At 49.6% G+C, this 24,589-nt stretch carries 23 protein-coding genes; 6 read left to right on the top strand and 17 right to left on the bottom strand.

Annotated features, from left to right (window positions below; translation table 11 throughout):
• Positions 1–11: 11 nt before the first annotated feature.
• Positions 12–665, top strand: a complete 654-nt coding sequence (locus IC617_RS07145; RefSeq protein ID WP_191144291.1) for a cupin domain-containing protein — start codon at positions 12–14, stop codon at positions 663–665.
• 32 nt (positions 666–697) lie between these two features.
• Here IC617_RS07145 and IC617_RS07140 read toward each other — a convergent pair whose 3' ends face one another.
• The 5 genes from IC617_RS07140 to IC617_RS07120 all read right to left on the bottom strand — a co-directional run bounded on the left by IC617_RS07140 (position 698) and on the right by IC617_RS07120 (position 4,464).
• A complete protein-coding gene (locus IC617_RS07140) occupies positions 698–1,255 on the bottom strand; it encodes a lipid-binding SYLF domain-containing protein (protein ID WP_191144290.1) in 558 nt (185 codons plus the stop codon).
• 101 nt (positions 1,256–1,356) lie between these two features.
• Complete coding sequence (locus IC617_RS07135) at positions 1,357–1,878, bottom strand: SixA phosphatase family protein (RefSeq protein ID WP_191144289.1); 522 nt, start codon at positions 1,876–1,878, stop codon at positions 1,357–1,359.
• A gap of 35 nt (positions 1,879–1,913) precedes the next feature.
• Positions 1,914–2,231: an Rdx family protein gene (locus tag IC617_RS07130; RefSeq protein ID WP_191144288.1), complete on the bottom strand. Its 318-nt coding sequence runs from the start codon at positions 2,229–2,231 to the stop codon at positions 1,914–1,916.
• On the bottom strand, positions 2,224–3,360 hold the full coding sequence (tyrA, locus tag IC617_RS07125) for a bifunctional chorismate mutase/prephenate dehydrogenase (RefSeq protein WP_191144287.1): 1,137 nt from the start codon (positions 3,358–3,360) through the stop codon (positions 2,224–2,226). Before tyrA ends, IC617_RS07130 begins: the two co-directional genes overlap by 8 nt.
• 27 nt (positions 3,361–3,387) lie before the next feature.
• Positions 3,388–4,464, bottom strand: a complete 1,077-nt coding sequence (locus tag IC617_RS07120) for a 3-deoxy-7-phosphoheptulonate synthase (protein ID WP_191144314.1) — start codon at positions 4,462–4,464, stop codon at positions 3,388–3,390.
• 146 nt (positions 4,465–4,610) lie between these two features.
• Between IC617_RS07120 and IC617_RS07115 the strand changes: the two genes are divergently transcribed.
• Positions 4,611–6,599: a putative bifunctional diguanylate cyclase/phosphodiesterase gene (locus tag IC617_RS07115; protein WP_191144286.1), complete on the top strand. Its 1,989-nt coding sequence runs from the start codon at positions 4,611–4,613 to the stop codon at positions 6,597–6,599.
• A gap of 121 nt (positions 6,600–6,720) precedes the next feature.
• Here the strand turns inward: IC617_RS07115 and rplS are convergent, their stop codons facing one another.
• From rplS to IC617_RS07090, 5 genes are all read right to left on the bottom strand, one after another.
• The gene (gene rplS / locus IC617_RS07110) at positions 6,721–7,068 is read right to left on the bottom strand and encodes a 50S ribosomal protein L19 (RefSeq protein WP_191144285.1); all 348 of its coding nucleotides are present in this window, start codon (positions 7,066–7,068) and stop codon (positions 6,721–6,723) included.
• Between the two features lie 26 nt (positions 7,069–7,094).
• Positions 7,095–7,832, bottom strand: coding sequence for a tRNA (guanosine(37)-N1)-methyltransferase TrmD (trmD, locus tag IC617_RS07105; protein ID WP_191144284.1), 738 nt, complete (start codon positions 7,830–7,832; stop codon positions 7,095–7,097).
• 14 nt (positions 7,833–7,846) lie between these two features.
• Entirely contained in the window at positions 7,847–8,374 is a 528-nt protein-coding gene (gene rimM / locus IC617_RS07100) for a ribosome maturation factor RimM (protein ID WP_439651247.1), read from the bottom strand.
• A 9-nt stretch (positions 8,375–8,383) separates the two neighbouring features.
• Positions 8,384–8,635: a 30S ribosomal protein S16 gene (gene rpsP / locus IC617_RS07095; RefSeq protein ID WP_191144282.1), complete on the bottom strand. Its 252-nt coding sequence runs from the start codon at positions 8,633–8,635 to the stop codon at positions 8,384–8,386.
• Between the two features lie 148 nt (positions 8,636–8,783).
• Entirely contained in the window at positions 8,784–9,023 is a 240-nt protein-coding gene (locus IC617_RS07090; RefSeq protein WP_191144281.1) for a DUF2960 domain-containing protein, read from the bottom strand.
• Positions 9,024–9,113: 90 nt separating this feature from the next.
• Between IC617_RS07090 and IC617_RS07085 the strand changes: the two genes are divergently transcribed.
• A complete protein-coding gene (locus IC617_RS07085) occupies positions 9,114–9,584 on the top strand; it encodes an NYN domain-containing protein (RefSeq protein ID WP_191144280.1) in 471 nt (156 codons plus the stop codon).
• A gap of 1 nt (position 9,585) precedes the next feature.
• Here IC617_RS07085 and IC617_RS07080 read toward each other — a convergent pair whose 3' ends face one another.
• The 3 genes from IC617_RS07080 to ffh form a co-directional block, all read right to left on the bottom strand.
• A complete protein-coding gene (locus tag IC617_RS07080) occupies positions 9,586–11,010 on the bottom strand; it encodes a M20 family peptidase (protein WP_224745863.1) in 1,425 nt (474 codons plus the stop codon).
• Positions 11,011–11,299: 289 nt separating this feature from the next.
• Positions 11,300–13,219 carry a DUF4382 domain-containing protein gene (locus tag IC617_RS07075; RefSeq protein WP_191144278.1) on the bottom strand — a complete coding sequence of 640 codons (1,920 nt, stop codon included), beginning with the start codon at positions 13,217–13,219 and terminating at the stop codon, positions 11,300–11,302.
• 162 nt (positions 13,220–13,381) lie between these two features.
• Positions 13,382–14,779 carry a signal recognition particle protein gene (gene ffh, locus IC617_RS07070; RefSeq protein WP_191144313.1) on the bottom strand — a complete coding sequence of 466 codons (1,398 nt, stop codon included), beginning with the start codon at positions 14,777–14,779 and terminating at the stop codon, positions 13,382–13,384.
• A 145-nt stretch (positions 14,780–14,924) separates the two neighbouring features.
• Between ffh and IC617_RS07065 the strand changes: the two genes are divergently transcribed.
• From IC617_RS07065 to IC617_RS07055, 3 genes are all read left to right on the top strand, one after another.
• Complete coding sequence (locus IC617_RS07065; protein WP_191144277.1) at positions 14,925–16,061, top strand: SO_0444 family Cu/Zn efflux transporter; 1,137 nt, start codon at positions 14,925–14,927, stop codon at positions 16,059–16,061.
• Between the two features lie 3 nt (positions 16,062–16,064).
• Positions 16,065–16,859 carry a cytochrome C assembly family protein gene (locus IC617_RS07060; protein ID WP_191144276.1) on the top strand — a complete coding sequence of 265 codons (795 nt, stop codon included), beginning with the start codon at positions 16,065–16,067 and terminating at the stop codon, positions 16,857–16,859.
• Between the two features lie 67 nt (positions 16,860–16,926).
• Positions 16,927–18,204 (top strand): HlyC/CorC family transporter, encoded by a 1,278-nt coding sequence (locus IC617_RS07055; RefSeq protein ID WP_191144275.1) that lies wholly within the window; start codon positions 16,927–16,929, stop codon positions 18,202–18,204.
• Positions 18,205–18,241: 37 nt separating this feature from the next.
• Here IC617_RS07055 and IC617_RS07050 read toward each other — a convergent pair whose 3' ends face one another.
• The 4 genes from IC617_RS07050 to IC617_RS07035 all read right to left on the bottom strand — a co-directional run bounded on the left by IC617_RS07050 (position 18,242) and on the right by IC617_RS07035 (position 24,588).
• Positions 18,242–18,862: a transglycosylase SLT domain-containing protein gene (locus tag IC617_RS07050; RefSeq protein ID WP_191144274.1), complete on the bottom strand. Its 621-nt coding sequence runs from the start codon at positions 18,860–18,862 to the stop codon at positions 18,242–18,244.
• A 195-nt stretch (positions 18,863–19,057) separates the two neighbouring features.
• Positions 19,058–20,656, bottom strand: a complete 1,599-nt coding sequence (gshA, locus tag IC617_RS07045; RefSeq protein ID WP_224745862.1) for a glutamate--cysteine ligase — start codon at positions 20,654–20,656, stop codon at positions 19,058–19,060.
• Positions 20,657–20,718: 62 nt separating this feature from the next.
• Positions 20,719–23,562, bottom strand: coding sequence for a M16 family metallopeptidase (locus IC617_RS07040; protein ID WP_224745861.1), 2,844 nt, complete (start codon positions 23,560–23,562; stop codon positions 20,719–20,721).
• A 66-nt stretch (positions 23,563–23,628) separates the two neighbouring features.
• Positions 23,629–24,588, bottom strand: coding sequence for an NADP-dependent oxidoreductase (locus IC617_RS07035; RefSeq protein ID WP_191144273.1), 960 nt, complete (start codon positions 24,586–24,588; stop codon positions 23,629–23,631).
• Position 24,589: the final 1 nt, after the last annotated feature.

The following is a 24,589-nucleotide window of genomic DNA, read 5'->3' as shown; positions in this document are numbered from 1 at the left end:
TGGAGACTTTGATGCTCAATATGGATTTTAGTCAGCGAGTAGTGATTAATACTCGAAGCCAACAATGGCAAAAAAGTCCCGCACAAGGCGTACTTCGCAAACCGCTGGCTCGTGAAAATGCCGAATCAGGACATGCGACAAGCATTGTTCAATATCAGGCGGATAGTCACTTTGCTCGGCACCAACATCCTTTAGGTGAAGAGATCTTTGTTCTTGAAGGGGTATTTTCAGATGAAACCGGCCACTATGGACCCGGTACTTATATCCGCAATCCACCGGGCTCCAGTCACTCGCCGTTTAGCGAGCAAGGCTGCGTCATCTTCGTCAAGCTTCAGCAAATGGATGAGCGTGATCGTCAAAGCGTCAGAATAGCGACCGAGACCACTCCGTGGCTGCCCGGAATGGGTGGCTTGCAAGTGATGCCTTTACATGAATTTGAACATGAACACGTTGCCTTAGTGAAATGGCCAGCAGGTGAAGTATTTCAGCCCCATCGTCACTTTGGCGGTGAAGAGATATTGGTTTTATCGGGTGAGTTTTGCGATGAGTACGGCAAGTACCCAGCAGGAACCTGGATGAGAAGTCCACATCAGAGTCAGCATCATCCGTATGTGGAGCAAGAAACTGTTATCTGGGTCAAGACAGGCCACCTGCCACTTGACTAAAAAGAGGCGGCTAAGCCGCCTCTACTGTTTGATTAATTCAAGTCGTCGTTCTTCCAGTATTTAGTCCCTTTAACGGTTGCCTGAAGCGCCAAGCCAGCTTCAGTTAACTGGTAGACCGTGATATCGCCGTAGGTAGTGCCGCCACTTGCTTCAGCACCTTTGTTGCCGGATTTAGCCGCAGCATCGGCTTCCGCGCCAAAGCCCCAACCATCATCGACAAATTGCGCCATTGCTTCTTTGGTATGAAAGACAAATAAAGCGCGGAAATCTTTAGCGCCTAAACCCAAACCAATGCCGCCCTCGCCCATTGACATGTAAGTACGCTTGCCCGTGCTGCGATCCACCACCACACCAGAGCCGCCACCAGCAGCAACAAAGATTAAATTGACCTGAACGTTAGAAAAGGTGGCATAACCGGCACTGGAATTAACCAAGGTTTTTGCTGCCGGCTCTTCTTTATAGACTTTTTGCAGGATGCTTTTGCTTTCCTGATCAATTTCAGCTCTTTCCTCAGCTGGATCTGCCCAAGTGTTAAACGAAGCCAAAAATAACGCTGAACACACCAGCGCAGCTCGGTAGTACTTAATCATATTATTTCCTTACAAATGTGGGCCTTATTTACTGCCAGTATAGTAGGGAAATTGCCAAGTGCAGGGCGAAGAGAACAATCAGTCTTTGGTAAGCAGCGAGCTCAATTACAGGTAAACGCCATGGCTACTTCGGTCAGAACCACTCGCTCTTTGCCAACATCTAATCGATAGATGCGACCAAACTCATCATGGTCGATTGGCGAAGCCTGCTGATCACTCAGTAGAAAGGCCAACTGCGGCGTGGTATTGCTATGACCAACAACCAGAGCGGTTTGTTTAGCGGCCAGTAATCGCTCAGCAAACTGAGGTAGCTGGCGCGGATCATAGTGCTGAACTGACAGTTGCAATATCTCAGCACTGGCTGCTGCGGTATCAAGCGTGCGGCGATAATCGGTTGAGTAAATCGCTTCAATTTGCGGCTGTTGTCGCGCTAGCCATTGCCCCAGATATAGGGCGCGCTGTTGGCCACAGGTTGTCAATCCAGGGTTGTCCTGCAACGAAGTTTTCTCAGCGTGACGAGTTAAATAAATCGAAAATGATCCGGACGGATCAGCAATCGCCAGCGGCGAAGTGGTTAGCCAAAAAACCGCCAACAGCCAGCTTATCGGGCGCATAATGAACATGGATATCCTGAAGTTGTAGCAATACTTGCAGGGTATTACTGGGGTTGAGCAGGCTTATCAGAGTGGCCCAAATCTCGTTGCGGTGCAATGACATCACGTAATCGTTGCTTTAACACCTTTAATTCAGGAAAGCCGCCTTCGCGCTTACGTGACCAGATCAGTTGATCATTCACCCAAATATCAAACTGACCTTGTCGCCCCGGCCCTAACGCGACTTCCTCCAACTCCGATTCAAAGGTTGTGAGCAACTCCTGCGCCATCCAGCCTGCTCGCATCATCCAGCGGCACTTAGTGCAGTAGCGAATTTTCACTCGCCACTGCTGCTCGTCATGAATGGAAGCTGTATTACTCATGGGTTACGCGATCATGTGCGGCCAATAACAGATCTCGGCTTTCTCGCTGGAACTGAGTGGCAAAGTCACCAAACCACTGAGCAACTTCATTGAACTTCTCTACAAATGCTTCACGCTCGCCCTGCTCCAGTAAAGTCAGCGCGGCAGAGAAATTCCGCAAATAGCGTTTGAACATTTTGATGTTCTCAGGAGCCGCAGTAATGATTGAGGCGTATAGTTCGCCATCTTGGGCAAATAAACGCCCGACCATTGCTAACTCAAGCCGATAAATTGGCGAGCTAAACGCCAGCAAACGGCCTAAATCGGCATCTTCATTTTGCAAATGCATGCCATAGGCAAAACTGGTGAAATGGCGCAATGCTTGGACCATGGACATGGTCTCATCATGCTCCTTGCCCGTTGACTCATGAAGGCGAGGCCCCCACAGCTGCATTTGCTGCAGTAACCACTGATATTGCTCTGCGCCGCGACCATCACAATAGATAATCACTTGCTTAGCAAAGCTTTTGATGTCTGGGCCAAACATCGGGTGCAAGCCAACCACAGGGCCGTCATGGGCCGCTAGCATGGCTTTCATCGGCGCTTGTTTCACCGAGGTGAGGTCAGTCAAAATGCAGTCAGCGGGCAACTTCGGTAAGCGAGCGATGGTTTGTTCGGTTGAGTCAATTGGCACCGACACCACAACCAAAGATGCATTGGCAACGATCTGCTCAGCTTGGTCCCAGTCTTGGCGGCCAAGTACTTTCACCGAGTAGCCCGACAGGCGGAACATATTGACAAACAGTCGGCCCAACTTACCGTTACCACCGACCACCACAATGTCGCCAGCTTGCGGATTGACCTGTTTGAAGCCCGCATCATTTTCAGACGAGTAGGATTCACGCATCGCTCGGCGTAAGACATCTTCAATCAGATCTGGTGGAACGCCGAGGTTTTCAGCTTCTGCTCGCCGTTTAGCCAGCATTGCCGCTTCACGTTCCGGAACATAAACCGGCAAACCATGCTGACTCTTATATTCGCCAACGGCATGAACAAGCGCTAAGCGTTGTTTAAGTAGTGACAACAACGCTTGGTCTGTTGCATCGATTTGGTCTCTGAGTTCATCGAGGTTAGCCGATGATATGTTCATTCCACCTATCCTTGTCTTCGGGCTGTACTAGGCAAGTTGCCGGCCAGGTATCGCGGCAGCCATCACCTGATTGGCTTTTTCGAGCACACTAGCGGTTGTTTTCCAGTTAATGCAAGCATCGGTAATCGAAACGCCATATGCCATATCGGCAAGTGGTTGCTCGCTCGATTGGTTGCCTTCATTAATGTGGCTTTCAAGCATAATACCAATGATGGAACGATTACCGGCAGTAATTTGCTGGAACACATCATCTGAGACCAACGGCTGGCGTGAGTAATCTTTGTTTGAGTTACCGTGGCTGCAGTCAATCATCAAGCTCGGCGTCAATCCGACTTTTTCCAATGCAGCTTCACACTCCGCAACCGCTTCGGCATCGTAGTTTGGTCCTTGCGAGCCACCACGCAAAATGACGTGGCCGTCTGGGTTGCCTTCAGTGTTAATTACCGCCACTTGACCCATGGTGTTAATACCCAAGAAGCTGTGACCGCTAGAGGCAGACTGCAGCGCGTTGATCGCTGTGGTTAAGCTACCATCAGTACCATTTTTGAAACCAACTGGCATCGACAAACCACTGGCCATTTCGCGGTGAGTTTGCGATTCGGTGGTACGGGCTCCGATGGCCGACCAAGCAAACAACTCTGACAAATACTGTGGGCTAATTGGATCTAGCGCTTCGGTTGCCATCGGCAGGCCAAGCTCAGCAATTTGAATCAACAATTTGCGCGCTCGTTTTAAACCAAGCTCTACATCAAATGAGCCATCCATATGAGGGTCGTTGATATAACCTTTCCAACCCACTGTTGTGCGAGGCTTCTCAAAGTAAACACGCATCACTATGTATAGCGAGTCTTGATATGCTACCTGTAAGTCACGTAGACGCTTTGCATATTCCAAAGCGGCGGTCTCGTCATGAATGGAACATGGTCCGCAAATGACTAATAGGCGAGGATCGCGATGGTGGATAATATCAGCGATGGTTGCACGCGACGCTTTAACCGCGTCCAAAACCGTTTCTGATACAGGGTACTGGGCCTTCAGCTGACTTGGCGTGATCATCACGTGTTCAGACTGAATATGGATATCGTTGATTGTGTCCTTCAAAATTTACACCTTGCTGGCAAACCGAATATTTTGCCAATATAGCCAAAAACATTGGGTTGCAAGTCTATTCTAGATTGCAAAAAAATCAAGATGTACATTAAAAAATACACGTGTAAACCTTTAATTACACATAAAATGAATGCAGTAGTATGCTAAAACTTGCCTCGATGGCGCGAATTCGACGACTGAAAATTACCCTTAAAGCACGGGCTTACCGAGCTTTTGTCAGTTTTACTGAAAACCCTAAACGGTACGGTTGGCTGTTTGCGATGCTGCTGTGCACACCGATGGTGTTGCTGGTTTACGATGGCTATCGATTACAGCGCGAGCTTGCCATTACCTCCGATCAAATGCTGCAGGAGCGGCTGCCCGCGATTGAGCGTTTCAATGACACTAAAGCGGCCTTAACTCGCTACCAGCTGATGCTGCAAACTTGGTTCTCCAATGCCTCAATCAATAACCAGAAGCGACTTGAACATGCCCGCAATACGGCAAACACCTTATTTGAACAAATCAATGAGCAAGAGCTGACACAGCTGTGGCAGCAAACGTTAACCCTGGAATATCAGCTGCAGGCTGAAACTCAATTAACTGATCAACAAGTCAGTGAGCAACAAGCAACCTTTAAGCTGCAGAAAATCTCATTTCTAGTTGGCCAACTGCACAACATTACTGCCACCGAGCAAGCCAAAGTCATTAAAGCGGTTGAGGCGCAGGAACAACAAACGCTGGCACTTTTACAGGGTGCCAAATCGCGTTCATTAATACTCGACAGCGCCATGCTGGTGTTGCTACTGCTGGCGTTTGCTTTACTTTATCGCTACCTAAAAGCAAGTAATTACTATCGTCACAAAGCCTTTCATGATCGAGTTACAGGCTTACCCAACCAATCTAAAATGCTGCTCGACTTGCATCAGAAGCGACGTCAGAACACCATTCTGGTGGCATTAGAATTGAACAACCTAGAGATCTACGTGGCCGGTCAGGGCTACGATATTATTGAACAGATCCACCGTGCATTTTCCCACCACCTGCTGAACATTCTTGATGAATTAAACCTCAACTTCATCAAAGTGTATCGAAGTGGCAAAGGCATCTATTTACTGTCTGGACCAGTCGAAAATAAGGCAGAAGTGGACGCTCAGATAAAGCGTATCAGAGAGGCGCTACATCAGCCCATTCACACCACTATTGGCGAATATCATCCGCGTTGGAATCGTGGCGCCACCATGGTCAGCCCAACGACGCCGCCAGAGCAGGCATTAGATCAATTGTACTCAGCACTGGCAGAAGCGGGCTACAAAGGTCAGGACTCACTACAGTTTTTTTCCAACGAGCTACGCGATAAACGCAAGCGTCGTTGGGCCATACAGCAAGCCCTTGGCCAAGCAATTCGAGATAACCAGTTATCGGTCCATTACCAACCGCAGTTTGAATTGCACAGCGGCAAAATGGTTGGCGCTGAGGCTTTGCTGCGATGGCACCATCCGGATATTGGTCAGGTCTCACCGGCTGAGTTTATTCCCATTGCCGAGCAAAGCGGATTGATTATCGATGTTGGTCGTTGGGTGCTGCGCACTGCGGTTCATCAAGCAGCATTTTGGTATCACCATGGTTTTCCCACTCAAATCGCCATTAACATTTCACCGCGCCAGTTTGAGCATCCTGACTTTATCAGCGAGCTAGAGCAGTTGCTGAAAGAAGCGGAATTACCAGCCAGCTTTATTGAGTTGGAAATCACCGAAGGGGTGTTAATGAAGGATGCGCAGGGTTGCCTGACGGCACTCCATGAGCTCAAACGCATTGGCGTTAGTTTAGCCATTGATGACTTTGGTAAGGGCTATTCATCGCTCAGCTATTTGCACCGTTTTCCGATCGACAAATTGAAAATTGATCGCAGCTTTATTTGCGATGTCCATGAATCAGACATGGATCAGGTCATCGCTCGGATCATTATTGAGTTAGGTCGGCAACTCGATCTGCAGGTGATCGCCGAAGGGGTTGAGTTAGAGCAACAAGCGCAATGGTTAAGCGAAAATGGTTGCCACCTCGCTCAAGGGTACCTGATGGGCAAACCCATGGGCAGCGGCGATCTGCACAGTTTATTGCTAAACCAGAAACCCCACATATACCAATAGCGTAACTGCCTTGGCGAAAAGGCATAGCACTTCCCTGGTCGAATTTTGGCAATAAAAAAGCCCGCTATTGCGGGCTTTTTTATGCTTGGTACTGGAACCGGAAACCGAATTAAAAATGGGTTTAGTTAAGCTTTTCTTTAATACGTGCAGACTTACCTGAACGCTCACGCAGGTAGTACAGCTTCGCACGACGAACTGCACCGCGACGTTTCACTTCGATGCTGTCAATCAGTGGGCTGTGAGTCTGGAAAGTACGCTCAACACCTTCGCCATTAGAGATCTTGCGAACGATAAAGGCAGAGTGAAGACCACGGTTACGCTTAGAGATAACCACACCTTCGAACGCCTGCAGACGTTCGCGGTCACCTTCAATTACTTTAACTTGTACAACAACTGTGTCACCTGGACCAAATGCAGGCACATCAGTTTTCATTTGCTCTTCTTCGAGCTGCTTGATGATATTGCTCATAATATTTCCACCCTAGGTAACTGAAACTAAGCTTTCTCGTCGAGATAAGCCGCAAGCAACTTAGCTTGCTCGTCAGTCAGAGCTAGACCTTCAATTAAGTCGGGCCGCCTTTCGTAAGTCCGAATTAAGGACTGCTGAAGCCGCCACCGACGAATATGTTCATGATTGCCACTCAGTAACACTGAGGGCACGGTTTTCCCGTCTAATACTTCAGGCCGCGTATAATGGGGACAATCCAATAAGCCTTCGGTAAATGAATCCTGCTCAGCTGACGCCTGTTTACCCAACACACCCGGAACAAACCGAGCGACTGAATCAATCAGGGTCATGGCTGGCAGTTCACCACCACTTAACACGTAATCACCAATCGACCATTCTTCATCGACTTCCGCCTCAATGACGCGTTCATCAATGCCTTCATAGCGACCAGCAACCAGAATCAGTTTGTCGTTTTGAGCAAGCTCAGAAACGCCTTGCTGATCCAACTTACGCCCTTGCGGTGACAAATAGACCACCTTGGCTCCTTCGCCTGCCGCTGCTTTCGCAGCATGAATGGCATCACGAAGAGGTTGCACCATCATCAACATGCCAGGACCACCGCCGTAAGGCCTGTCATCCACTGTTTGATGTTTGTCGTGAGTGAAATCGCGAGGATTCCAGCAATGAAACTCAATGAGGCCATTGCGGACTGCTCGGCCAGTCACGCCATATTCAGTAATGCTCCGGAACATTTCCGGAAACAAACTAACAACACCAAACCACATGTTCGCTTGCCTGACTAAAAGCCAGGATCCCAATCCACGGTGATCTTTTTCTCGGCAATATTAATGTCGAGAACGAACTGACCGTCGATATACGGGATTAATCGTTCTGTTTGACCAAAGCCATCATTTGGATTTGCCTTCACTCGCAGCACATCAGCTGAGCCGGTTTCCAACAATCCTTCGACTTTACCCAGGTTGTAACCTTTGTCCGTCACTACTTCGCAACCGATTAGGTCACGCCAGTAGAACTCGTCTTCGAGTTCAGGCAAAGCAGACTCATCTACCGCGATGGTAGCGTTCGTCAGGCGCTCTGCTTGTGTTCGGTCGTCAATGCCATCGAATTTCGCCACTAGCCCTTTATTGTGCCAGCGCCAAGCTTCAATGGTCATTTCCTGCCAGTTACTACCCTTTTGGACATACCAAGGGGCGTAATCGAAAATGCCTTCAGTCGCATCGGTGGCAGAGTGGACTTTAACCCAACCCTTGATGCCGTAGGGCGTACCAATTTTCCCTACAACAATCTTTTCAGCGGACATTCCCACTCCAGAACCTTATGCTTGAGCTTTTTTCAGCTCTTTAACCAACTGAGCAACACGGTCAGAAGTTTGTGCACCTTGACCTACCCAGTGAGCTACGCGGTCCAGATCCAGACGCAAGCGCTCAGCGTTACCACGAGCAACAGGGTTGAAGAAACCCAATTTCTCAATGAAACGACCATCGCGCGCACGACGAGAGTCTGCAACTACGATTTGATAAAACGGAGTTTTTTTAGCTCCGCCACGTTGTAAACGAATGGTTACCATACCGTCCTCTATCTCTATAAATAGGGGTTTGCGGTTCCAGTGTTCCCCACAAGAAACTTGCGCCCCCTGCGGGAAAGCGGACGGATCTTACTAGAAACTGGTTAGAATGCAAGCAAAAGCCTGAAAAAGACCGGCTTGACAGACGGGGTTACTCTTTAACAAAGCGAATTTGGCTAAAGCCCATACGGGCGAATTCTTTGTCTCTGAAGTCACGCACCGCTTTGTTGTTTTTCGATACCATTTCAACTTGCTGCTCCATTTTCAAATAAGCAGTCAAATCAATGCCCTCTTCAGCGGCAATGGCTTCAAACAAATTGTTGAAGCGATCCTGAGCAAAGGCAATGGTTTTATTCTGGCCTTTAAAGGTGTAGTGAATTCGTTTCGCCATCGGTAGACCTTAACGGGAGTTTTATTTAATCGCTCGAACCTTACTGGAAACCCGTTAGAATGCAAGGCAACAGCACAGCGGAACCCAGTCATGAAATCCACGCTTATCTTAGTCGACGTCCAGAATGTCTATTACACCACGCGCCAAGCCTTTGGCCGCAATTTTGATTACAACCAATTTTGGGCACTGGCAACGTCAGATAAAACCTTAACCAAAGCATTTGCTTATGCCATTGACCGTGGCGACCAAAAACAGCGTGAGTTTCAAAACATTCTTCGAGCCATTGGTTTTGAGGTCAAGCTCAAGCCCTTTATCCAACGATCAGACGGCTCGGCCAAAGGTGATTGGGATGTCGGCATTACCATTGATGCAATGGAATATTCAGAGCAGGCAGGCCAAGTGGTTCTGGTATCCGGCGATGGTGATTTTGCGTTACTGGTCGAGCATCTCAAAAATAAAGGCAAACAAGTGATGGTGTACGGCGTCGAGCAGCTGACCGCCGACTCGCTCAAACGAGCGGCCAGTCAGTTTATTGCCATTGATGGTGGATTGCTGCTGTAAATTAAAGCTGCTGTAGGTTTTCCATCAAGGTATAGAAAAAGCCAATGGAACGGCCATACTCGTCAATCAGTATGCGTTCATTCACTCCATGAAAGCCCTCGAACTCAGTGGTGTTTTCAAGCTGAATCGCAGTGATGGTGTATACATCCGGCGCAAATTCGCGAGCTTGAAAGTGTTTCGAATCGGATCCGCCAATGACGAAAAACGGCGATACCACTAAATCATTGCCCCAGATTTGGCGCAGCGTTTTCTCCAGCACCTGATAACCTTTGCCATGAGGATCTGCCACTTTAGTTGCCGGCGTCGAAGCTGAAATATCCCGCACCGTAATGCGCTCATCATCTACAGCTTTTTTAACATGTTCAATGATGACTTCCGGTGTATCTCCCGGCATTGGTCTGAAGTTCACCACTGCAGTAGCCGCTGGCGGCAATACATTATCTTTAATGCCAGCATTAAACATGGTCACCGCAGTTGTGGTGTGGAGCATTGCCCGAGTGACTTGGTTTTGCTCCATGACCGCCAGAAACTTCTGCTCCAATTCACTAATTGAATCGTTGTTGCCATAGGCAACGGCTTTATACATGGGCTGCTGCTCGGCAGGAAGTTCTGGCCCCATAAAACGGTACTGATAGCGCACTGCATCATGTATTTTGTATGGGAACTGAGCCGCTTCGATTTTTTGTACCGCTTTAGCAAGTGCGACAATATTGGACTCTTTTGGGGGTTGTGAGGAATGTCCGCCAATACCGTTTATCGCGACCTCTAGACTGACGTAACCTTTTTGGGCAATGCCAATTAACGCAGTATTGCCGCGGATCCCAGGAAAAATATCTGGCACCAACGGAGCAGACTCATCGATAACAAAAGCGATTTTGTCATAGCGTTTTTCAATTAGATCGGCCGCGTATCTAGCCCCTTCTGGGCCTCCGACTTCTTCATCGTGACCAAACACAAAAATCAAAGTACGATCAGGTTGAAACCCCTGAGCCAACTTCATTTCTGCGGCCTCTAGAATCGCATGAATTTGGTTTTTATCATCCAGCACACCACGTCCCCAAATGTAACCATCTTTGATGGCTCCGGAAAACGGCTCCTGATGCCACTGATCACGAGACTCCTCTGCAATTGGCACTACATCTTGATGGGCCATGAAAATAGCAGGAGGAAGCGATGGCTGTTTGCCCTGCCATGTGTAGATTAAACTGAATGGCCTTGGGTCACCGACAAGCTCACGTTTTAGGTGTTTGTGTACCAGAGGATAAGACTGCTGAATAAAATCGTGATAACCATTAAACGCGTCCTCATCGAAATCATCACGGTCTTGGTTTGAAATCGTTGCAAATGTGACTGCTTTGGATAAACGTTGAGCAGCGCCATTTAAATCGACTTCAACCTCGATTTGCTCGACACCTTTCATTTGCATTGAGCTGAAGTCCTGTTCAGCAGCCCAAGTTAAAGTAATGGTAGAAAATACAAGTGCGAATATACCTCTACCGATCCACTGAGCCGAATTGGCCATAACGAATTTCCTTCTCTTCAACTAACTTGCGATTTTATCGTGCATTAATACCGACGTGCCGCCAGATAACCAGCGACAACTAAGGTTAGTTCAAACAACGATATTAAGAGGCAAATAAGAGGACAATTGGTGTCGATAACGTCCCCAAAGAGCTATTACTAGCTCTTTGGGTTGTTCGTTTTACTTCACCGGCTCAGCAACCACCGACTGACAGGTCACACGTTGTGGTTAACCCTTCAGTGACGGTGACATCAACACGACTATCGGTTGGCGTAGGAATCGTTAATCCATCAAAGTCCTCCGGATCATCTTCTTCCAAACCACAATAGACAGCCAGCGTATGAGTCCCTGCTGGCACAAAACCGAAACCAAACGAGCCGTCATCATTCGCCGCAACACTCATGAAAGGCTCAACAGCAGTAACTCCAGCATTGCTTTCAGGGTCGTATTCATCGCCGAGCGTTTCGGTTGGAGAGCCAGCATACAAATAAACGATTTGCCACGCTCCTTCAGCGCTACACGCATCGCTCGCTGATAACGCTTCACCGAGGTTGCCGGTGATATTGCCGGTCCCTGCATTGTTGATTAGGCTGACGCCTCTGGGCTTAAGGATGTAACGATCTGGCCCTGGATTGTAGGTCATTGATTTTCTTAAGTTGAAATCAATCGTCAGTTGAGTGCCTTGCTCATCGTAGCTGAAACCGCCAAGTTTGAGAGTACCTGAAGGAACCTTCAACTCCTTGATGAACGCTTCTTCTTGGGGCTGTCCCTCTTCAGGAAGTTGTTCATTGACGTAAGCGTATTCTGTGTCTTCATCAAACACATCGAGCCAAACATCCTGATAGTCACCTGCAGCTATCTCAACACCATCGAGCAGAATAAATTGCTTGCCGCCGGTGTAGTCGAGCAAATTGACTGACACTAAATCTGCATACACTTTCCCTTCGGTGTCACTCGTCGGACAACTCTCGTCATCAACATCACCTTCTTCTGCATCAACTAAGAAACAGTCGAATATCTGGTCGTCCGTTCCTGACTGCTTGAACGTCACCACATCGACAGTCACCACTACTTCATCGACATCATCAACTGGCGCATCAGAAATGCCGAGGGTCAACGCTTCTGGAGCTGAGCTTGCATCAGGAAAGTCAACGCGGGCAGAACCGCCAGCGGTTAAGGTGACTTCAGCCACTGACGAGAGTGGATTTGGAATGTCGATACCATCGTAGATATCCGGATCATCTCCCCCTTCGCCCAAGTCGCAAGCATATGCGAGGGTATAATCACCTACAGGAACAAAACCAAACTCGTAGGAATACAAGCCGGTCTCTTCATCCATGGCAACGGCAGTACTGGCAAACGGAGCAATAGCCCCTGAAGGGGCGCCATTATTGCTATCTTCAGAGTCAAATTCATCGCTCATATTTGCTTGCGAAACACCAACACCGGAATACAAATAGACCAAATGACCACTGCTGGCACAACTTGGTTCAGCCAGCATGGCATTCCAATCAACATTACCGCCAATGGTGCCCGATTGTGATGTCTCGACGAGCGTCACACCACGAGGTTTGAGGTTGTACTCGTCCGGCCCTGGCTTGTACGTCATTGACTTACGGAGATTAAATTCAACCGTGAAAGCTTGTGTTTGATCAGCCTCAACAATAGTAAATGAACCCAGCTTCAATTCATCGCTCGGCACTTTTATTGGCTTAATTGAACCATCGGTTTCTTCAACATAAGAAAGCGTTTCATCCTCATCGAGAATTTCCAGCAGCATATCGCTGTAATCTCCGGCGAGGATTCGCTCATCCTCAAGGATTTGAAATTGCTTACTGCCGGCGTACTCAAGCAAATCGATTTGCACAGTGTCGGCATCAACAATACCTTCTTCACTGTTATTAAAAGTATCAAACACCACATCATCGCCACTGGGGTTGCGCAAGGTGACGCGATCAATGGTAATCACCACTTTGTTGGCGTCATCAACTGGTGCATCGGATATAGCGAGAGAAAAAAGAGAAGTGGTTGGATTATCGCCACTGTTACTGCTACTACCGCCACACGATACTAAGCAACAACAACTTAAAATAATTCCTACTGGTTTTAGCATGGGTAAACCTCTGAAGCCCTACAAACGCGTGAATGCAGTTTAGCAGAAGTCCAAACTTTCTGGGCAGGTTGCGCACGCCAAGGTCTATGCGCAGCGGCAAGTCATAGCCGACACAAAAAAGGAGCTAATAACAGCTCCTTTCTACCGATAATTCGACTCGCTTTAACGTGGAGGAAAGCCGCCAGGGCCGCCACCCATTCCACCGCCCATGCCGGGTGGTAGCATACCCTGCATACCGCGCATCATTTTCTTCATGCCGCCTTTGCCTGACATTTTCTTCATCATTTTTTGCATCTGGTTGAATTGCTTCAGTAGCTTGTTGACGTCTTGGATCTGAAGCCCGCAGCCGGCAGCAATGCGACGCTTGCGCGAGCCCTTGATAATATCTGGGCGCTGGCGCTCTGCCGGTGTCATGGAGTTAATGATGGCTTCCATGTGCACCGTCATCTTGTCATTCATTTTGTCTTTGATTTGCTCAGACATACCGCCCATGCCAGGCATTTTGTCCATCAAGCCCATCATCCCGCCCATGTTACGCATTTGCGCTAACTGGTCGCGGAAGTCTTCTAAATCAAAGCCTTTACCTTTTTGTAGCTTGGCCGCCATTTTGGCCGCTTTGTCTTTGTCGACCTTCTGATCAATTTCTTCGATCAGTGACAGCACATCCCCCATACCCAAAATCCGTGATGCCACACGGTCAGGGTAGAACGGCTCTAAGGCGTCGAGCTTTTCGCCTACGCCGAGGAATTTGATTGGCTTGCCGGTAATGTGGCGCACCGATAGCGCTGCACCACCGCGGGCATCACCATCAGTTTTGGTCAGGATCACACCGGTCAGTGGCAAGGCGTCGTTAAACGCCTTGGCAGTATTGGCGGCGTCCTGACCTGTCATCGCATCGACCACAAACAGGGTCTCGACAGGCTGAATGGTGGCATGCAGATCTTTGATTTCGCCCATCATGTCTTCATCGACATGCAAGCGACCTGCGGTATCCACCAGCACTACATCAATAAATTGCTTACGTGCGTGCTCAATCGCGGCGTTGGCAATATCGACGGGCTTTTGGTCGGTCGATGACGGAAAGAATTCTACGCCTACTTCACCAGCCACTGTTTCCAACTGTTTAATCGCCGCAGGGCGATAAACGTCAGCAGAGACCACCAGCACTGATTTTTTCTGGCGCTCTTTTAAGAATCGGCCCAATTTACCAACACTGGTGGTTTTACCGGCACCTTGCAAACCCGCCATTAAGATGATCGCTGGCGGCTGGGCACGAAGATTAAGATCTTCGTTCTGCTCACCCATAGTGGCTTCGAGCTCGTCACGAACGATCTTAATAAAGGCTTGGCCAGGGTTCAGGTTTTTCGATACTTCCTGACCAACGGCGCGCTCTTTCACCCGATTGACGAAGTCTTTTACCACCGGCAAAGCCACATCGGCTTCGAGCAACGCCATGCGCACTTCACGCAGCGTCTGCTTGATGTTGTCTTCCGTCAGGCGGCCACGGCCTGTTACGTTTTTGAGCGTCTGCGATAAACGCTCGGTCAGGTTATCAAACATATTGAGTACCAGATCTGGGGTAATACGAAGGTGGCGATTATACGCGATTTCAACAAGATTGGGATGATCATTATCCGGATCAAGCTGCGGGTTAATTTCAACCGCACATGGGGTTATAATCTCAGCTCTGCATGCGGGGTTAACAATGACGTTTTTCAACCACTTAATCGACCTAAGCCTAGAAGCCGCGCCGTATCTACTATTCGGTCTTATCATCGCGGGCCTGATAAAAGCCTGGCTACCGGAATCTTGGGTTAAGCGACAGCTCAGCGGCTCAGGCAGTAAACCCATTGTCAAAGCCGCCCTGCTCGGCGCGCCGATGCCATTGTGTTCATGCAGCGTCATTCCAGTGGCGCTGGGCATCCGCCGCAGTGGGGCCAGTAAAGGCTCCACGGTATCCTTTTTAGTCTCGACTCCAGAAACCGGTGTCGATTCAATTTCCCTAACTTATGCCATGATGGGGCCTTTTATGGCCATAGTCAGACCGGTAGCCGCGATTGCAACAGCGTTAACAGCTGGCTTGTGGGTCAATGCGTCAGATTCAGAGAACAGCCAGCAAAAACCTGCAGCTGCCAGCATCGATGAGGTCACCACCAGCTGTTGCAGCAAATCTGCGCCAGCAAAGCCAGCAACCAGCTCCTGTTGCAGCTCGAAACAGCCAGCGGCGACAACAACCAGCTCATGCTGTGACTCCAAGTCCAACGATAAAGCAGCGAAAGAATCCTCGGTTATCACCGGCATTCAGTTTGCTTTTGGCAAGCTCTATCAAGACATCGCTTGGTGGTTGTTGGCCGGCCTTGTCATTGCTGCCGCCGTACAGACATTTGTCCCGACCGAATGGTTGGCATCGTGGGGCAGTGGCTGGATCGCCAAATTTATCATGCTAGTGATCGGCATTCCGATGTACATTTGTGCCAGCGCCTCGACCCCCATTGCCGCAGGTTTGATGCTGGCGGGCGTATCGCCTGGCACTGTGCTGGTATTTCTGCTGGCAGGCCCGGCAACCAATATGTCAACCATTGCTGTGCTGCGTAATGAGTTAGGCCAAAACATCATGATCAAATATATCGTTTCAGTGATGGCTATGGCATTGTTGAGCGGCGTCGCTTTAGATTTGCTGATTGACCAGCACCACATTGAGATTGCCAATGGTCATCAACACTCTGACTGGATGCCACTGTGGCTTAGCGTATCGTCCCTTATTATTTTAATCGCCGCGGCCTTTAAACCTATTCGAGACTGGGCCTTTGATTTGCTCAACAGCCCATCAGGAGCTCACTAACGCATGATGCAAATGTCTCAATTGGCACTTATCGTGATCTTGTTGTACCTCGCCATTGCGGCGGTGCTTTGGCAACAATGGATACGACCCAGCCCAAAAGCGCTGTCTCCGATATTATTGGCGACTCCAGCACTGGTACTGCACGCAGTGCTGATTGGCTGGCAGGTCTTTGCGGTTGGTGGTGTGCTCGATTTCAGCCTGCCGAATGTGGCTTCACTCGTACTGTTGCTAGTCGCTGCGGTACTTACTCTTGGCCATCAAAGCCTCAAATCTCTGCTGCTGTTACCGCCGGTTTATCTGCTCTGCGCCATGGTCATTACGCCTGCCATGACTGAATCTAATCACTATTTCACCAACTTTGTTGGTATGACCGGGCTGGCCGTTCATGTCTCGCTGGCCGTGCTGTCGTATTGCTGCATGTTTATCGCCGCACTAATGGCGGTGCAAGTCTGGCTGATTGATTACCGCTTGAAGCATCATGGCCCGCTGGCGGGTTTACCGCCGTTAATGGTGGTCAACCGCCAACTCAGCTTGCTGCTTCGCATTGGCTTTTTCTTGCTGACCGCCAGCATTGTAATTGGCTGGCATTTTCTTGAAGGTTTCTTTGGTCACGGCCAGGGTCATAAAGCCATTCTGACAGTTGCCGCGTGGCTCATTTACGCTTATGTGCTGTGGGTCGACTGGCGCATTGGCATGTCGGCCAAACGTATGGCTATATTTAGTATCGTGTCCGCATCGGTGCTGACACTGGCCTATTTCGGCAGCCGCTTTATTAAAGAAGTGTTACTGTCGAGTTAGTGGGCTTGACATTGGGCCCCTGAATACGGCCCAATGCCACTTCAACTGCCATAAAGGATTTTCGTTCTTGAACGACATATCAAACGGCGCCCTACTCTGGGCTCTTTTTGGATTGATCATCATTTCTGCAATGTTTTCCAGCTCGGAAACAGGGATGATGTCCATTAACCGCTATCGGTTAAGGCACCAAGCCAAGCAAAAACACAAAGGCGCCCGTCGGGTATTAAGTATGCTCGAACGCCCAGATCGATTACTCGGTCTGATCCTAATCGGCAACAATCTAGTCAATATCATGGCATCATCCATCGCCACCGTTCTAAGTTTGCGGGTGTTTGGTGATTACGGCATTGCTGTTGCGACCTTTGGCCTGACTTTCTTCCTGCTCATTTTTGCTGAGGTCACCCCAAAAACATTTGCCGCGCTCTATCCTGAGCGAGTCGCGTTTCCAATGTCAGTGCTACTCAAGCCGTTAATGGTGGTGTTCTATCCGGCGGTGTGGCTGGTCAACTTTCTTTCCAATGGCTTGCTACGTCTATTCGGCATTAAAAACAGTGATGACAATGACGAACATTTAAGCTCGGAAGAGTTGCGTTCAGTGGTGCACGATGCAGGCAAAATGATCCCGCGACGCCACCAAGATATGCTGCTATCGATTCTCGATTTAGAGAAAGTCACCGTCGAAGACATTATGGTGCCGCGCAGTGAGATTATCGGCTTTGATGTCAATGAAGAATGGAAAGTGCTGTCGCGACAACTGATCTCTACCTCGCACACCAAAGTACTGCTGTATCGAGATACCGTCGATGACGCGGTTGGCTTTGTCCACAGCCGCGACGCCCTGCGCTTGCTGGCCAAGGGCGAGTTTGAAAAAGAATCGATGCTGCGCGCCGTCAGACCCTTGTATTACATCCCAGAGGGCACGCCGCTTAATGTTCAGTTGCTCAAGTTCCAGCGCAACAAAGAGCGGATTGGCTTGGTCGTTGATGAATACGGCGATATTCAGGGTTTAGTCACTTTAGAAGACATTCTTGAAGAAATTGTTGGCGATTTCACTACCACCGTCAGCATGGCGCCGAGTGAAGAAATTGAACTGCAGGATGATGGAAGTTATCTGGTGGACGCCACGGCCAACATTCGCGATCTCAACAAAGAGCTCAACTGGAGTCTGCCTACCGACGGGCCGAAAACTCTCAACGGCCTCATTTTGGAATATTTAGAAGACATTCCAGATTCCCATATTAGTTTGCGAATTGGCGATTACACCATTGAAATTCTGGAAGTTGCCGACAACATGGTGAAGCAAGTAAGAATGCTGACTCGGCCGAGTAAAAAACGCTTACTTTAACGCGCACTTAATGACCCAGCTAAGTGGCTGGGTCAACTCAGAACAACCAGTCGAAAAAGCCACCTTCCAACTCGTCTTTACATTTACGGTACTGGGTTCCGTATTGACTGGCGCGCTGCTCGACCTTCTTGGCGACCTTCTTTAACCAAGGTTTGCCATTGTAAGTCTTGCGTCGATAGCCACCCCAGCCTTCATGATAATTAAGGTACTGGCCGTAGGCATCCCACCGAGATACACCATTAATTTTATGGGTTTTGGTAATAAACCAGCCCATAAAATCAATGGCGTCGCCGAAATCATCGCGGTCTGCGCCAGAGTTGCCTGTTTCGCGGATATAATCCTGCCAAGTCATGGTCTTAGCCTGCGAGTAACCATAGGCGCTGCTGACTCGGCCCCAAGGAATTAAACCAAAGAAGACATAATCGCGCGGTGGCAGTGCATCATGACGGAAGCTCGATTCTTGATACATCATGGCCATCGGAATTTGAATGGGGACGCCCCACTTTTCATTCATCGAGACCGCATCGTCGTACCAATCATCCTTTTCTCGAAAGATGTCGCATAGGTTGTCTGGATTAGCCGGAGGCGTGGTCGAACAGGCTGTCATCGACAACAAACAAACTGTCACAACAACTTGTTTTAACTTGCTTTTTTTCATTCTCTCAGCGCACTCCGAAAAAATTTGGAAAAAAAATCAAAAATAGCTGAACTTTTAGCGACACCGCCGGTCTGACTTAGTGAACGGAATTTATCGCATTGTTCATCTTTATATCCCTTTCATTTTCCCCTGGGTATGTGGGAGTCGCTGACAACAGCGACTCTTTTTTTTATCTAAAATTCGTCCAATAACCGCTTACAGAGAAAATGGCTGGCCGTTTCTGGCAAAGTAATCTGCTAAAAAGTCATCCAAACTTGGCTGCACTTGCTGCTCCATCTCACGCTGCTGCTGCAACGATTGAGCAGCCAAGTTTTGCCAATAGCCATCATCACTTTGCTGATACGGCACGCTGGTCAATAACTTCTTGTATTGCGATGCCAAATGCAAACCGAACTGACCATTATCCATGTTCGACTTAATCAACTGCTCAATCAGTCGTCCAGAAGTGGTGAGCTCAGGTTGTTGGAAGCGGCGCAACTGCGCAGCTAGGGCTTGCTGATAGGTATTGTGGCGTTGGCCCTGATCGAGCAGCTTAGCAATTGGCCGCAACTGCTCAACAATGTCTTCCCCCCACTGGCGCAAGCTCACCGGCCCATTGCGACGTTCCAGCATCAGGCCCGGTTTACGTCCTTCCAACACCACCTTAATCATGTTCTCTCGGGCGCGCTGCTGATCGTCTGGATCGCGAGGGCCACTCTCTTCTAGCAAACACAAGCAGAGCAGCAAATCGATAAAGGCTACCGTCAGCTTATCCACGCCAACCGGCGAGAATGGATTGACATCAAGCGAGCGCACCTCAACGTATTCCACCCCGGCGCGACGCAGCGCTTGGGTTGGTGTTTCACCCGATTGGGCGACGCGCTTGGGCCGAATCGGTGAATAGAGCTCGTTTTCAATCTGCAAGACGTTGGCATTGAGTTGCCGATATTGACCATCTGCATCTTTAATACCGAGCTTGGCAAAATCATCTGACGGCGTTGAAATGGCGCTCTGCAAACAACTGACGTAATCCGTCAATGTGTTATGACACACATAGAGCTGTGACTGCGAGCTGTTGGTGTAGCCCAAGTCACTCATTCGCAAACTGGTGGCATAAGGCAAATACAAAGTGCCCTTACCCAGCTTTTCAAATGGCAGGTTATGCTCACGACCTTGCAAGAACGAACCACACAGAGCTGGTGATGCGCCAAACAAGAACGGGATCACCCAAGCGTATCGATAATAGTTACGCAACAACCCCATGTAATGCTCTGAGCGGAATTCAGCGGCATCCATCTGCTGCTGACCGAGAATATCCTGCCACACCGGCCAGAATGCATCGGGCATCGAAAAGTTGTAATGGACCCCGGCAATCACCTGCATCATGCTGCCATAGCGCGAATGAAGACCTTTGCGATAAATGGTTTTCATCTGAGCAATGTTTGACGAGCCGTATTGAGCGATAGGAATCTGCCCTTCATCCTCAACATAACAAGGCATGCTCATAGGCCAGAACTGCTCGCCATTCATTTGCCCAAAGGCAAACTTATGGGCATCCGCCAACGATGCCAAACTGGCGTCAATACTGTCACTAACCGGAGTGATAAACTCGATCAGCGCTTCGGAATAATCGGTCGTAATGGCAGGGTGAGTCAGCGCAGAGCCAAGCCCCTTCGGGTGCGACTGTTGCGATAACCGGCCCTCTTGGTCAATCCGTAGACTTTCTTTTTCAATCCCTCGGCGAATCGCCTGCAAGGTTTGAGTGACGTCACTTTGGGCCAGTTGCTCTAATCGCTGGGAGAGAATATCGCTCAACTTTTTTTCCTAATTAAGTGATGGCCACAAACCTGATGGTCGGTGGCCTTTATCAGTTGTTGTTATGGCGCCCAGGTGGTTACCGTCCACCCCTCGATGGCTTCTAAATCAGCCTTAACGCTATCGGCATTGGCAACAATCAGTACCCACATGGTCATTGGATCTAACCATTGCTTCGCTAACTGTTGCAGCTCTTGCTGCTCGATAGAAGCAATAATTTGCTGTTGCTGCGCCGGAAAATCATCAGCCAAATTGAACTGTTGGATCCGTCGGAGCAATGATGCTTTTTGCCCAGCAGACTCATAAACCAAAGCTTCGCCTTGGGTCACCGCACTGCGCATGGTGGCAACCTCTTGCACCGTTGGCCCCTGCTCGGAATAAGCCGTTAATAGTTCGATAGTATCAACGACCGCTTGGCCGGTGGCTTGTTGCAGCAAATCGGCTGACAAGCTGAAATTGCCTTGTTGCTTGCCACCAGCAAACCGTGAAAAAGCGCCGTAAGTGTAGCCTTTTTGCTCTCGCAGCAACTGATTCGCACGGCTAGTAAAGCTGGCTCCCAACGGATAATTCACCAACCCCAGCTTGAACTGAGTACCAGTGGCATCAAACGGCGGTGCCGCACGGCCAACAATCATCACCGCCTGAGCCGCTTCAGGATGATCGACCAGAATGATCTGGCCTTGATGCTGAGTCACTCCTTCAGTTGCTGCTGGAAGCGTTATGGGGTCGCCCGACCAAGATTGCAACCACTGCAGTGACTGCTTGGCATCGGCTTGACTGACATTGCCAACAACCACGGCTTGAGCCATCGCGCTTGAATAGTTGGCTTGATAGAAGGCTTTAACATCGTCGAGGGTAATACCCTCAACTGACGCCAGCGTACCGCCGTCGGCGACACCCAAGCGCGTGTCTTTGCCCCACAGGAGCTGCCGCTTGGTATTAGCCGCTATCGATTTAGGATCTTTGCTGGCGTGTTGCAAAAACTGCATGGTCTGCTGTTTTAAGCGATGAAAATCAGCTTGTTTGAAACCCGGCTGGGTCAGCATTTCTTCAACCAAAGCAAGCGTTTCAGGCAAGAACTCAATCAAGCTAGAAACTGAAACCTGGGTCGAACGACCACCAGAGCTGAACGAGATCCGGCTGCCCAAGCTTTCAATGGCATCGGCTAGCTGCTCGGTGCTTCGTTGTTGCGTCGATTCATTCATCATCGCCGCAGTGAGTGCTGCCAGCCCTTCTTTACCTGCTGGGTCAAGCAACGGACCACCTTCAATATTGAGTAAAATCGATACCGTTGGGATCTCATTGGTCGAAATGCCTTTAACTTCGATACCGTTGCTCAGCTCAAACTGCCACGATTGCGGCATATCGATACTAATCGGCGCGCCAGTGGATGGTTCAACAAAGCGATCGAAAGCGCTGTTCACCTCAGGCGCAACCACATCGGTTGTCACCAGTTGCTCGGGTTGCGGCCCTTGCGGTTCAGGCAATGGGTAATTGGCCGGTTTAGCTGCCAAGGCCTCGGCGCCATGGGGGACCACACTCAGCACCACCGCATGTTGGCTGGCAATGTACTGCTGATAGACGCGCTTAATATCCGCTTCGGTGACCGCACCATAGCGAGCTAAGTCATAGGCGATATTATCAGGGCGACCGAAGAAGGTTTCCCCCGAAGCCAGTTGACTCGCTTTACCGGCAACACGCTCAAGACCAAAAATAGTGCCGGCTTTGAACATGCGTTGGAATTTTTCTAGGGTTGCAGCATCGACAGGCTGCTGCTGCCATTGTGCTAAGGTATCGCGAATAATGGCTTCGACATCAGCCAAGGTTCGGCCCGATGCCGGATTGACCACTGCGTAAATACTAAAGGTACACGCTAGCTCCTGACACGGGTGGGATGCGCCAACCTGTACGGCAATACCACTTTTTACGAGTGTCTCGTAGAGCAAGCTGGTTTTGCCATCGCCAATGATTTGCGACAGAAAATCCAGTGGCGCTTCGTCAGGATGCTGAACGTAAACCGTAGGGAATGTCAGCTGCAACAATGGCAAGTGGATGTTGTCGGGCAAAGTGACATAGCGGTCGGCATCGAGGCTAACCACTTGTTTGTCATCTTTCTCGACCGCCGGCCCAGCCGGAATATCACCAAAATACTTTTTGACCCAAGCGAGAGTCTGCTGCTTATCAAAATCGCCGGCAATCACCAACGTCGCATTATTGGGGCCATACCAACGCAGGAAGAAGGCTTTGAGATCGTTCAGGGTGACTCGATTGAGATCATCGACATAACCGATTGTCGGCCAAGAGTAAGGATGTTCTGGGTTGTACAATGCCCGCCCAGTGGTTTCCCAAACCAAGCCATACGGCGCGTTATCGTAGCGCTGGGCTCGCTCGTTTTTGACCGTGGCGCGCTGTACCTCAAATTTTTCTTGAGTGACGGCGGGTAAGACAAATGCCATCCGATCGGCTTCCAGCCACAAAATCTTTTCTAACTCGTTGGCCGGTACGGTGTTGTAGTACTTAGTGGTGTCACTATTGGTACCGCCATTGAGCTCACCGCCCATGGCATCGACCAATTTCGTGTGGAGATCATTTGGCGCATGAACTGAGCCTTGGAACATCATGTGCTCAAAAAAGTGCGCGAAACCGGACATGCCCGGCTCTTCACGGGCAGAGCCGACATGATAAGTGACATTGACATGGACTAACGGATCAGAATCGTCCTCATGCAGGATCACCGTCAGGCCATTGTCCAAGGTAAACTTGTCGTAACTAATACCTAATTCACCCTGCGCTGGGGCGTGACTTTCTACCCAGTTGACACCTGCAGGCGCGGAGGGCGCACGTTCAGCCACTGAGCAACTCACTAAAGTGATCAGTGACAAAGCAATTATCAGTTTTCTAATCATCGAATATCCTTATGTTGCGGTGGCACCTTTGATTAGCGACACCGCGAGGGCCTTTACCAGAGCGTGTTACTGACACCAATTAAGTAGCAACTTGCCGCAAACATGTCCTTGTTCAAGGTGTTGGTGAGCATCGGCAACAGATCCCGCAGGGTAGCAAGACTCGACTTCAATGGTAAGTTTTTGAGCAGCAACAAGTTGTAACAAGTGTTGTAATGCTTCGGTGTCTTGATGGATCAGCATGCCAGTCGCCTGCAGACCTGCGGCTTGCGCCGTTTGTATGACAGCCTCGGCAGTCACAGTTGGCAAGGTCACCACCCGGCCATTAGCGCGAACCGTCGACAACGCGGCAATTCCGGCATCTCCGCCTGCAAAGTCTAAAAGCAGATCGGCACAACCCGCCGTTGCAGCTAACCAATCGCTATTGTAGTCGCAGATCTGAGCGGCACCGAGTCGCTCAAGCAGCGCTTTGCGCTCAGCAGATGCCACTGCAATAACCTCACACCCGGCAGCAACAGCTAGTTGCAAAGCAATATGACCAACGCCACCTGACGCCCCCAAGATCACAACTCGCTCACCAGATTTCGCTTTGCCGTGCTCAAACAACGCCTGATGAGCAGTTAAACCAGCCAACGGCAAGGCGGCAGCTTGCGCTAGGTGAACCCCTTTGGGTACTTCGAGTAATTCATTAAGATCAGTCGCCCGCATCGAGCTATAGCAGCCACCTTGCAACGGAAATCCAAGCATGCCGCACACCGGTTTGCCCAACCACGCTTCATCAACCCCTTCAGCAACCGCGGTAATTTGGCCTGCCGCATCATAGCCAGGAACCCATGGCAGCTTGTCGGCATTTTGCTGAGCAGCCCAGCCCAAACCTGCGCGGGTTTTAGCATCGATCGGGTTTAACCCTGAATAGTGAATATTAAGTAAGACTTGTCCGGTAGACAGTGCTGGTTTTGGCTGGTGGGTCAGCTTGAGGCCGTCGACGCCACCAAAGTGGGTCAAATCGATCCGGCAATAATTTAGCATC

It is taken from the genome of Neiella litorisoli, from assembly GCF_014773395.1.
Classification (GTDB): domain Bacteria; phylum Pseudomonadota; class Gammaproteobacteria; order Enterobacterales; family Neiellaceae; genus Neiella; species Neiella litorisoli.
This window is presented reverse-complemented; position numbering and strand designations above follow the sequence as displayed.

What these genes read in the sequence shown, in the direction of transcription:
- IC617_RS07145 (WP_191144291.1), top strand. Translation starts at nt 12, where the DNA reads ATGCTCAATATGGATTTTAGTCAGCGAGTAGTGATTAATACTCGAAGC.
- IC617_RS07140 (WP_191144290.1), bottom strand. Translation starts at nt 1,255, where the DNA reads ATGATTAAGTACTACCGAGCTGCGCTGGTGTGTTCAGCGTTATTTTTG.
- IC617_RS07135 (WP_191144289.1), bottom strand. Translation starts at nt 1,878, where the DNA reads ATGTTCATTATGCGCCCGATAAGCTGGCTGTTGGCGGTTTTTTGGCTA.
- IC617_RS07130 (WP_191144288.1), bottom strand. Translation starts at nt 2,231, where the DNA reads ATGAGTAATACAGCTTCCATTCATGACGAGCAGCAGTGGCGAGTGAAA.
- tyrA (WP_191144287.1), bottom strand. Translation starts at nt 3,360, where the DNA reads ATGAACATATCATCGGCTAACCTCGATGAACTCAGAGACCAAATCGAT.
- IC617_RS07115 (WP_191144286.1), top strand. Translation starts at nt 4,611, where the DNA reads ATGCTAAAACTTGCCTCGATGGCGCGAATTCGACGACTGAAAATTACC.
- rplS (WP_191144285.1), bottom strand. Translation starts at nt 7,068, where the DNA reads ATGAGCAATATCATCAAGCAGCTCGAAGAAGAGCAAATGAAAACTGAT.
- trmD (WP_191144284.1), bottom strand. Translation starts at nt 7,832, where the DNA reads ATGTGGTTTGGTGTTGTTAGTTTGTTTCCGGAAATGTTCCGGAGCATT.
- rpsP (WP_191144282.1), bottom strand. Translation starts at nt 8,635, where the DNA reads ATGGTAACCATTCGTTTACAACGTGGCGGAGCTAAAAAAACTCCGTTT.
- IC617_RS07090 (WP_191144281.1), bottom strand. Translation starts at nt 9,023, where the DNA reads ATGGCGAAACGAATTCACTACACCTTTAAAGGCCAGAATAAAACCATT.
- IC617_RS07085 (WP_191144280.1), top strand. Translation starts at nt 9,114, where the DNA reads ATGAAATCCACGCTTATCTTAGTCGACGTCCAGAATGTCTATTACACC.
- IC617_RS07080 (WP_224745863.1), bottom strand. Translation starts at nt 11,010, where the DNA reads ATGCAAATGAAAGGTGTCGAGCAAATCGAGGTTGAAGTCGATTTAAAT.
- IC617_RS07075 (WP_191144278.1), bottom strand. Translation starts at nt 13,219, where the DNA reads ATGCTAAAACCAGTAGGAATTATTTTAAGTTGTTGTTGCTTAGTATCG.
- ffh (WP_191144313.1), bottom strand. Translation starts at nt 14,779, where the DNA reads ATGTTTGATAACCTGACCGAGCGTTTATCGCAGACGCTCAAAAACGTA.
- IC617_RS07065 (WP_191144277.1), top strand. Translation starts at nt 14,925, where the DNA reads ATGACGTTTTTCAACCACTTAATCGACCTAAGCCTAGAAGCCGCGCCG.
- IC617_RS07060 (WP_191144276.1), top strand. Translation starts at nt 16,065, where the DNA reads ATGATGCAAATGTCTCAATTGGCACTTATCGTGATCTTGTTGTACCTC.
- IC617_RS07050 (WP_191144274.1), bottom strand. Translation starts at nt 18,862, where the DNA reads ATGAAAAAAAGCAAGTTAAAACAAGTTGTTGTGACAGTTTGTTTGTTG.
- IC617_RS07040 (WP_224745861.1), bottom strand. Translation starts at nt 23,562, where the DNA reads ATGATTAGAAAACTGATAATTGCTTTGTCACTGATCACTTTAGTGAGT.
- IC617_RS07035 (WP_191144273.1), bottom strand. Translation starts at nt 24,588, where the DNA reads ATGCTAAATTATTGCCGGATCGATTTGACCCACTTTGGTGGCGTCGAC.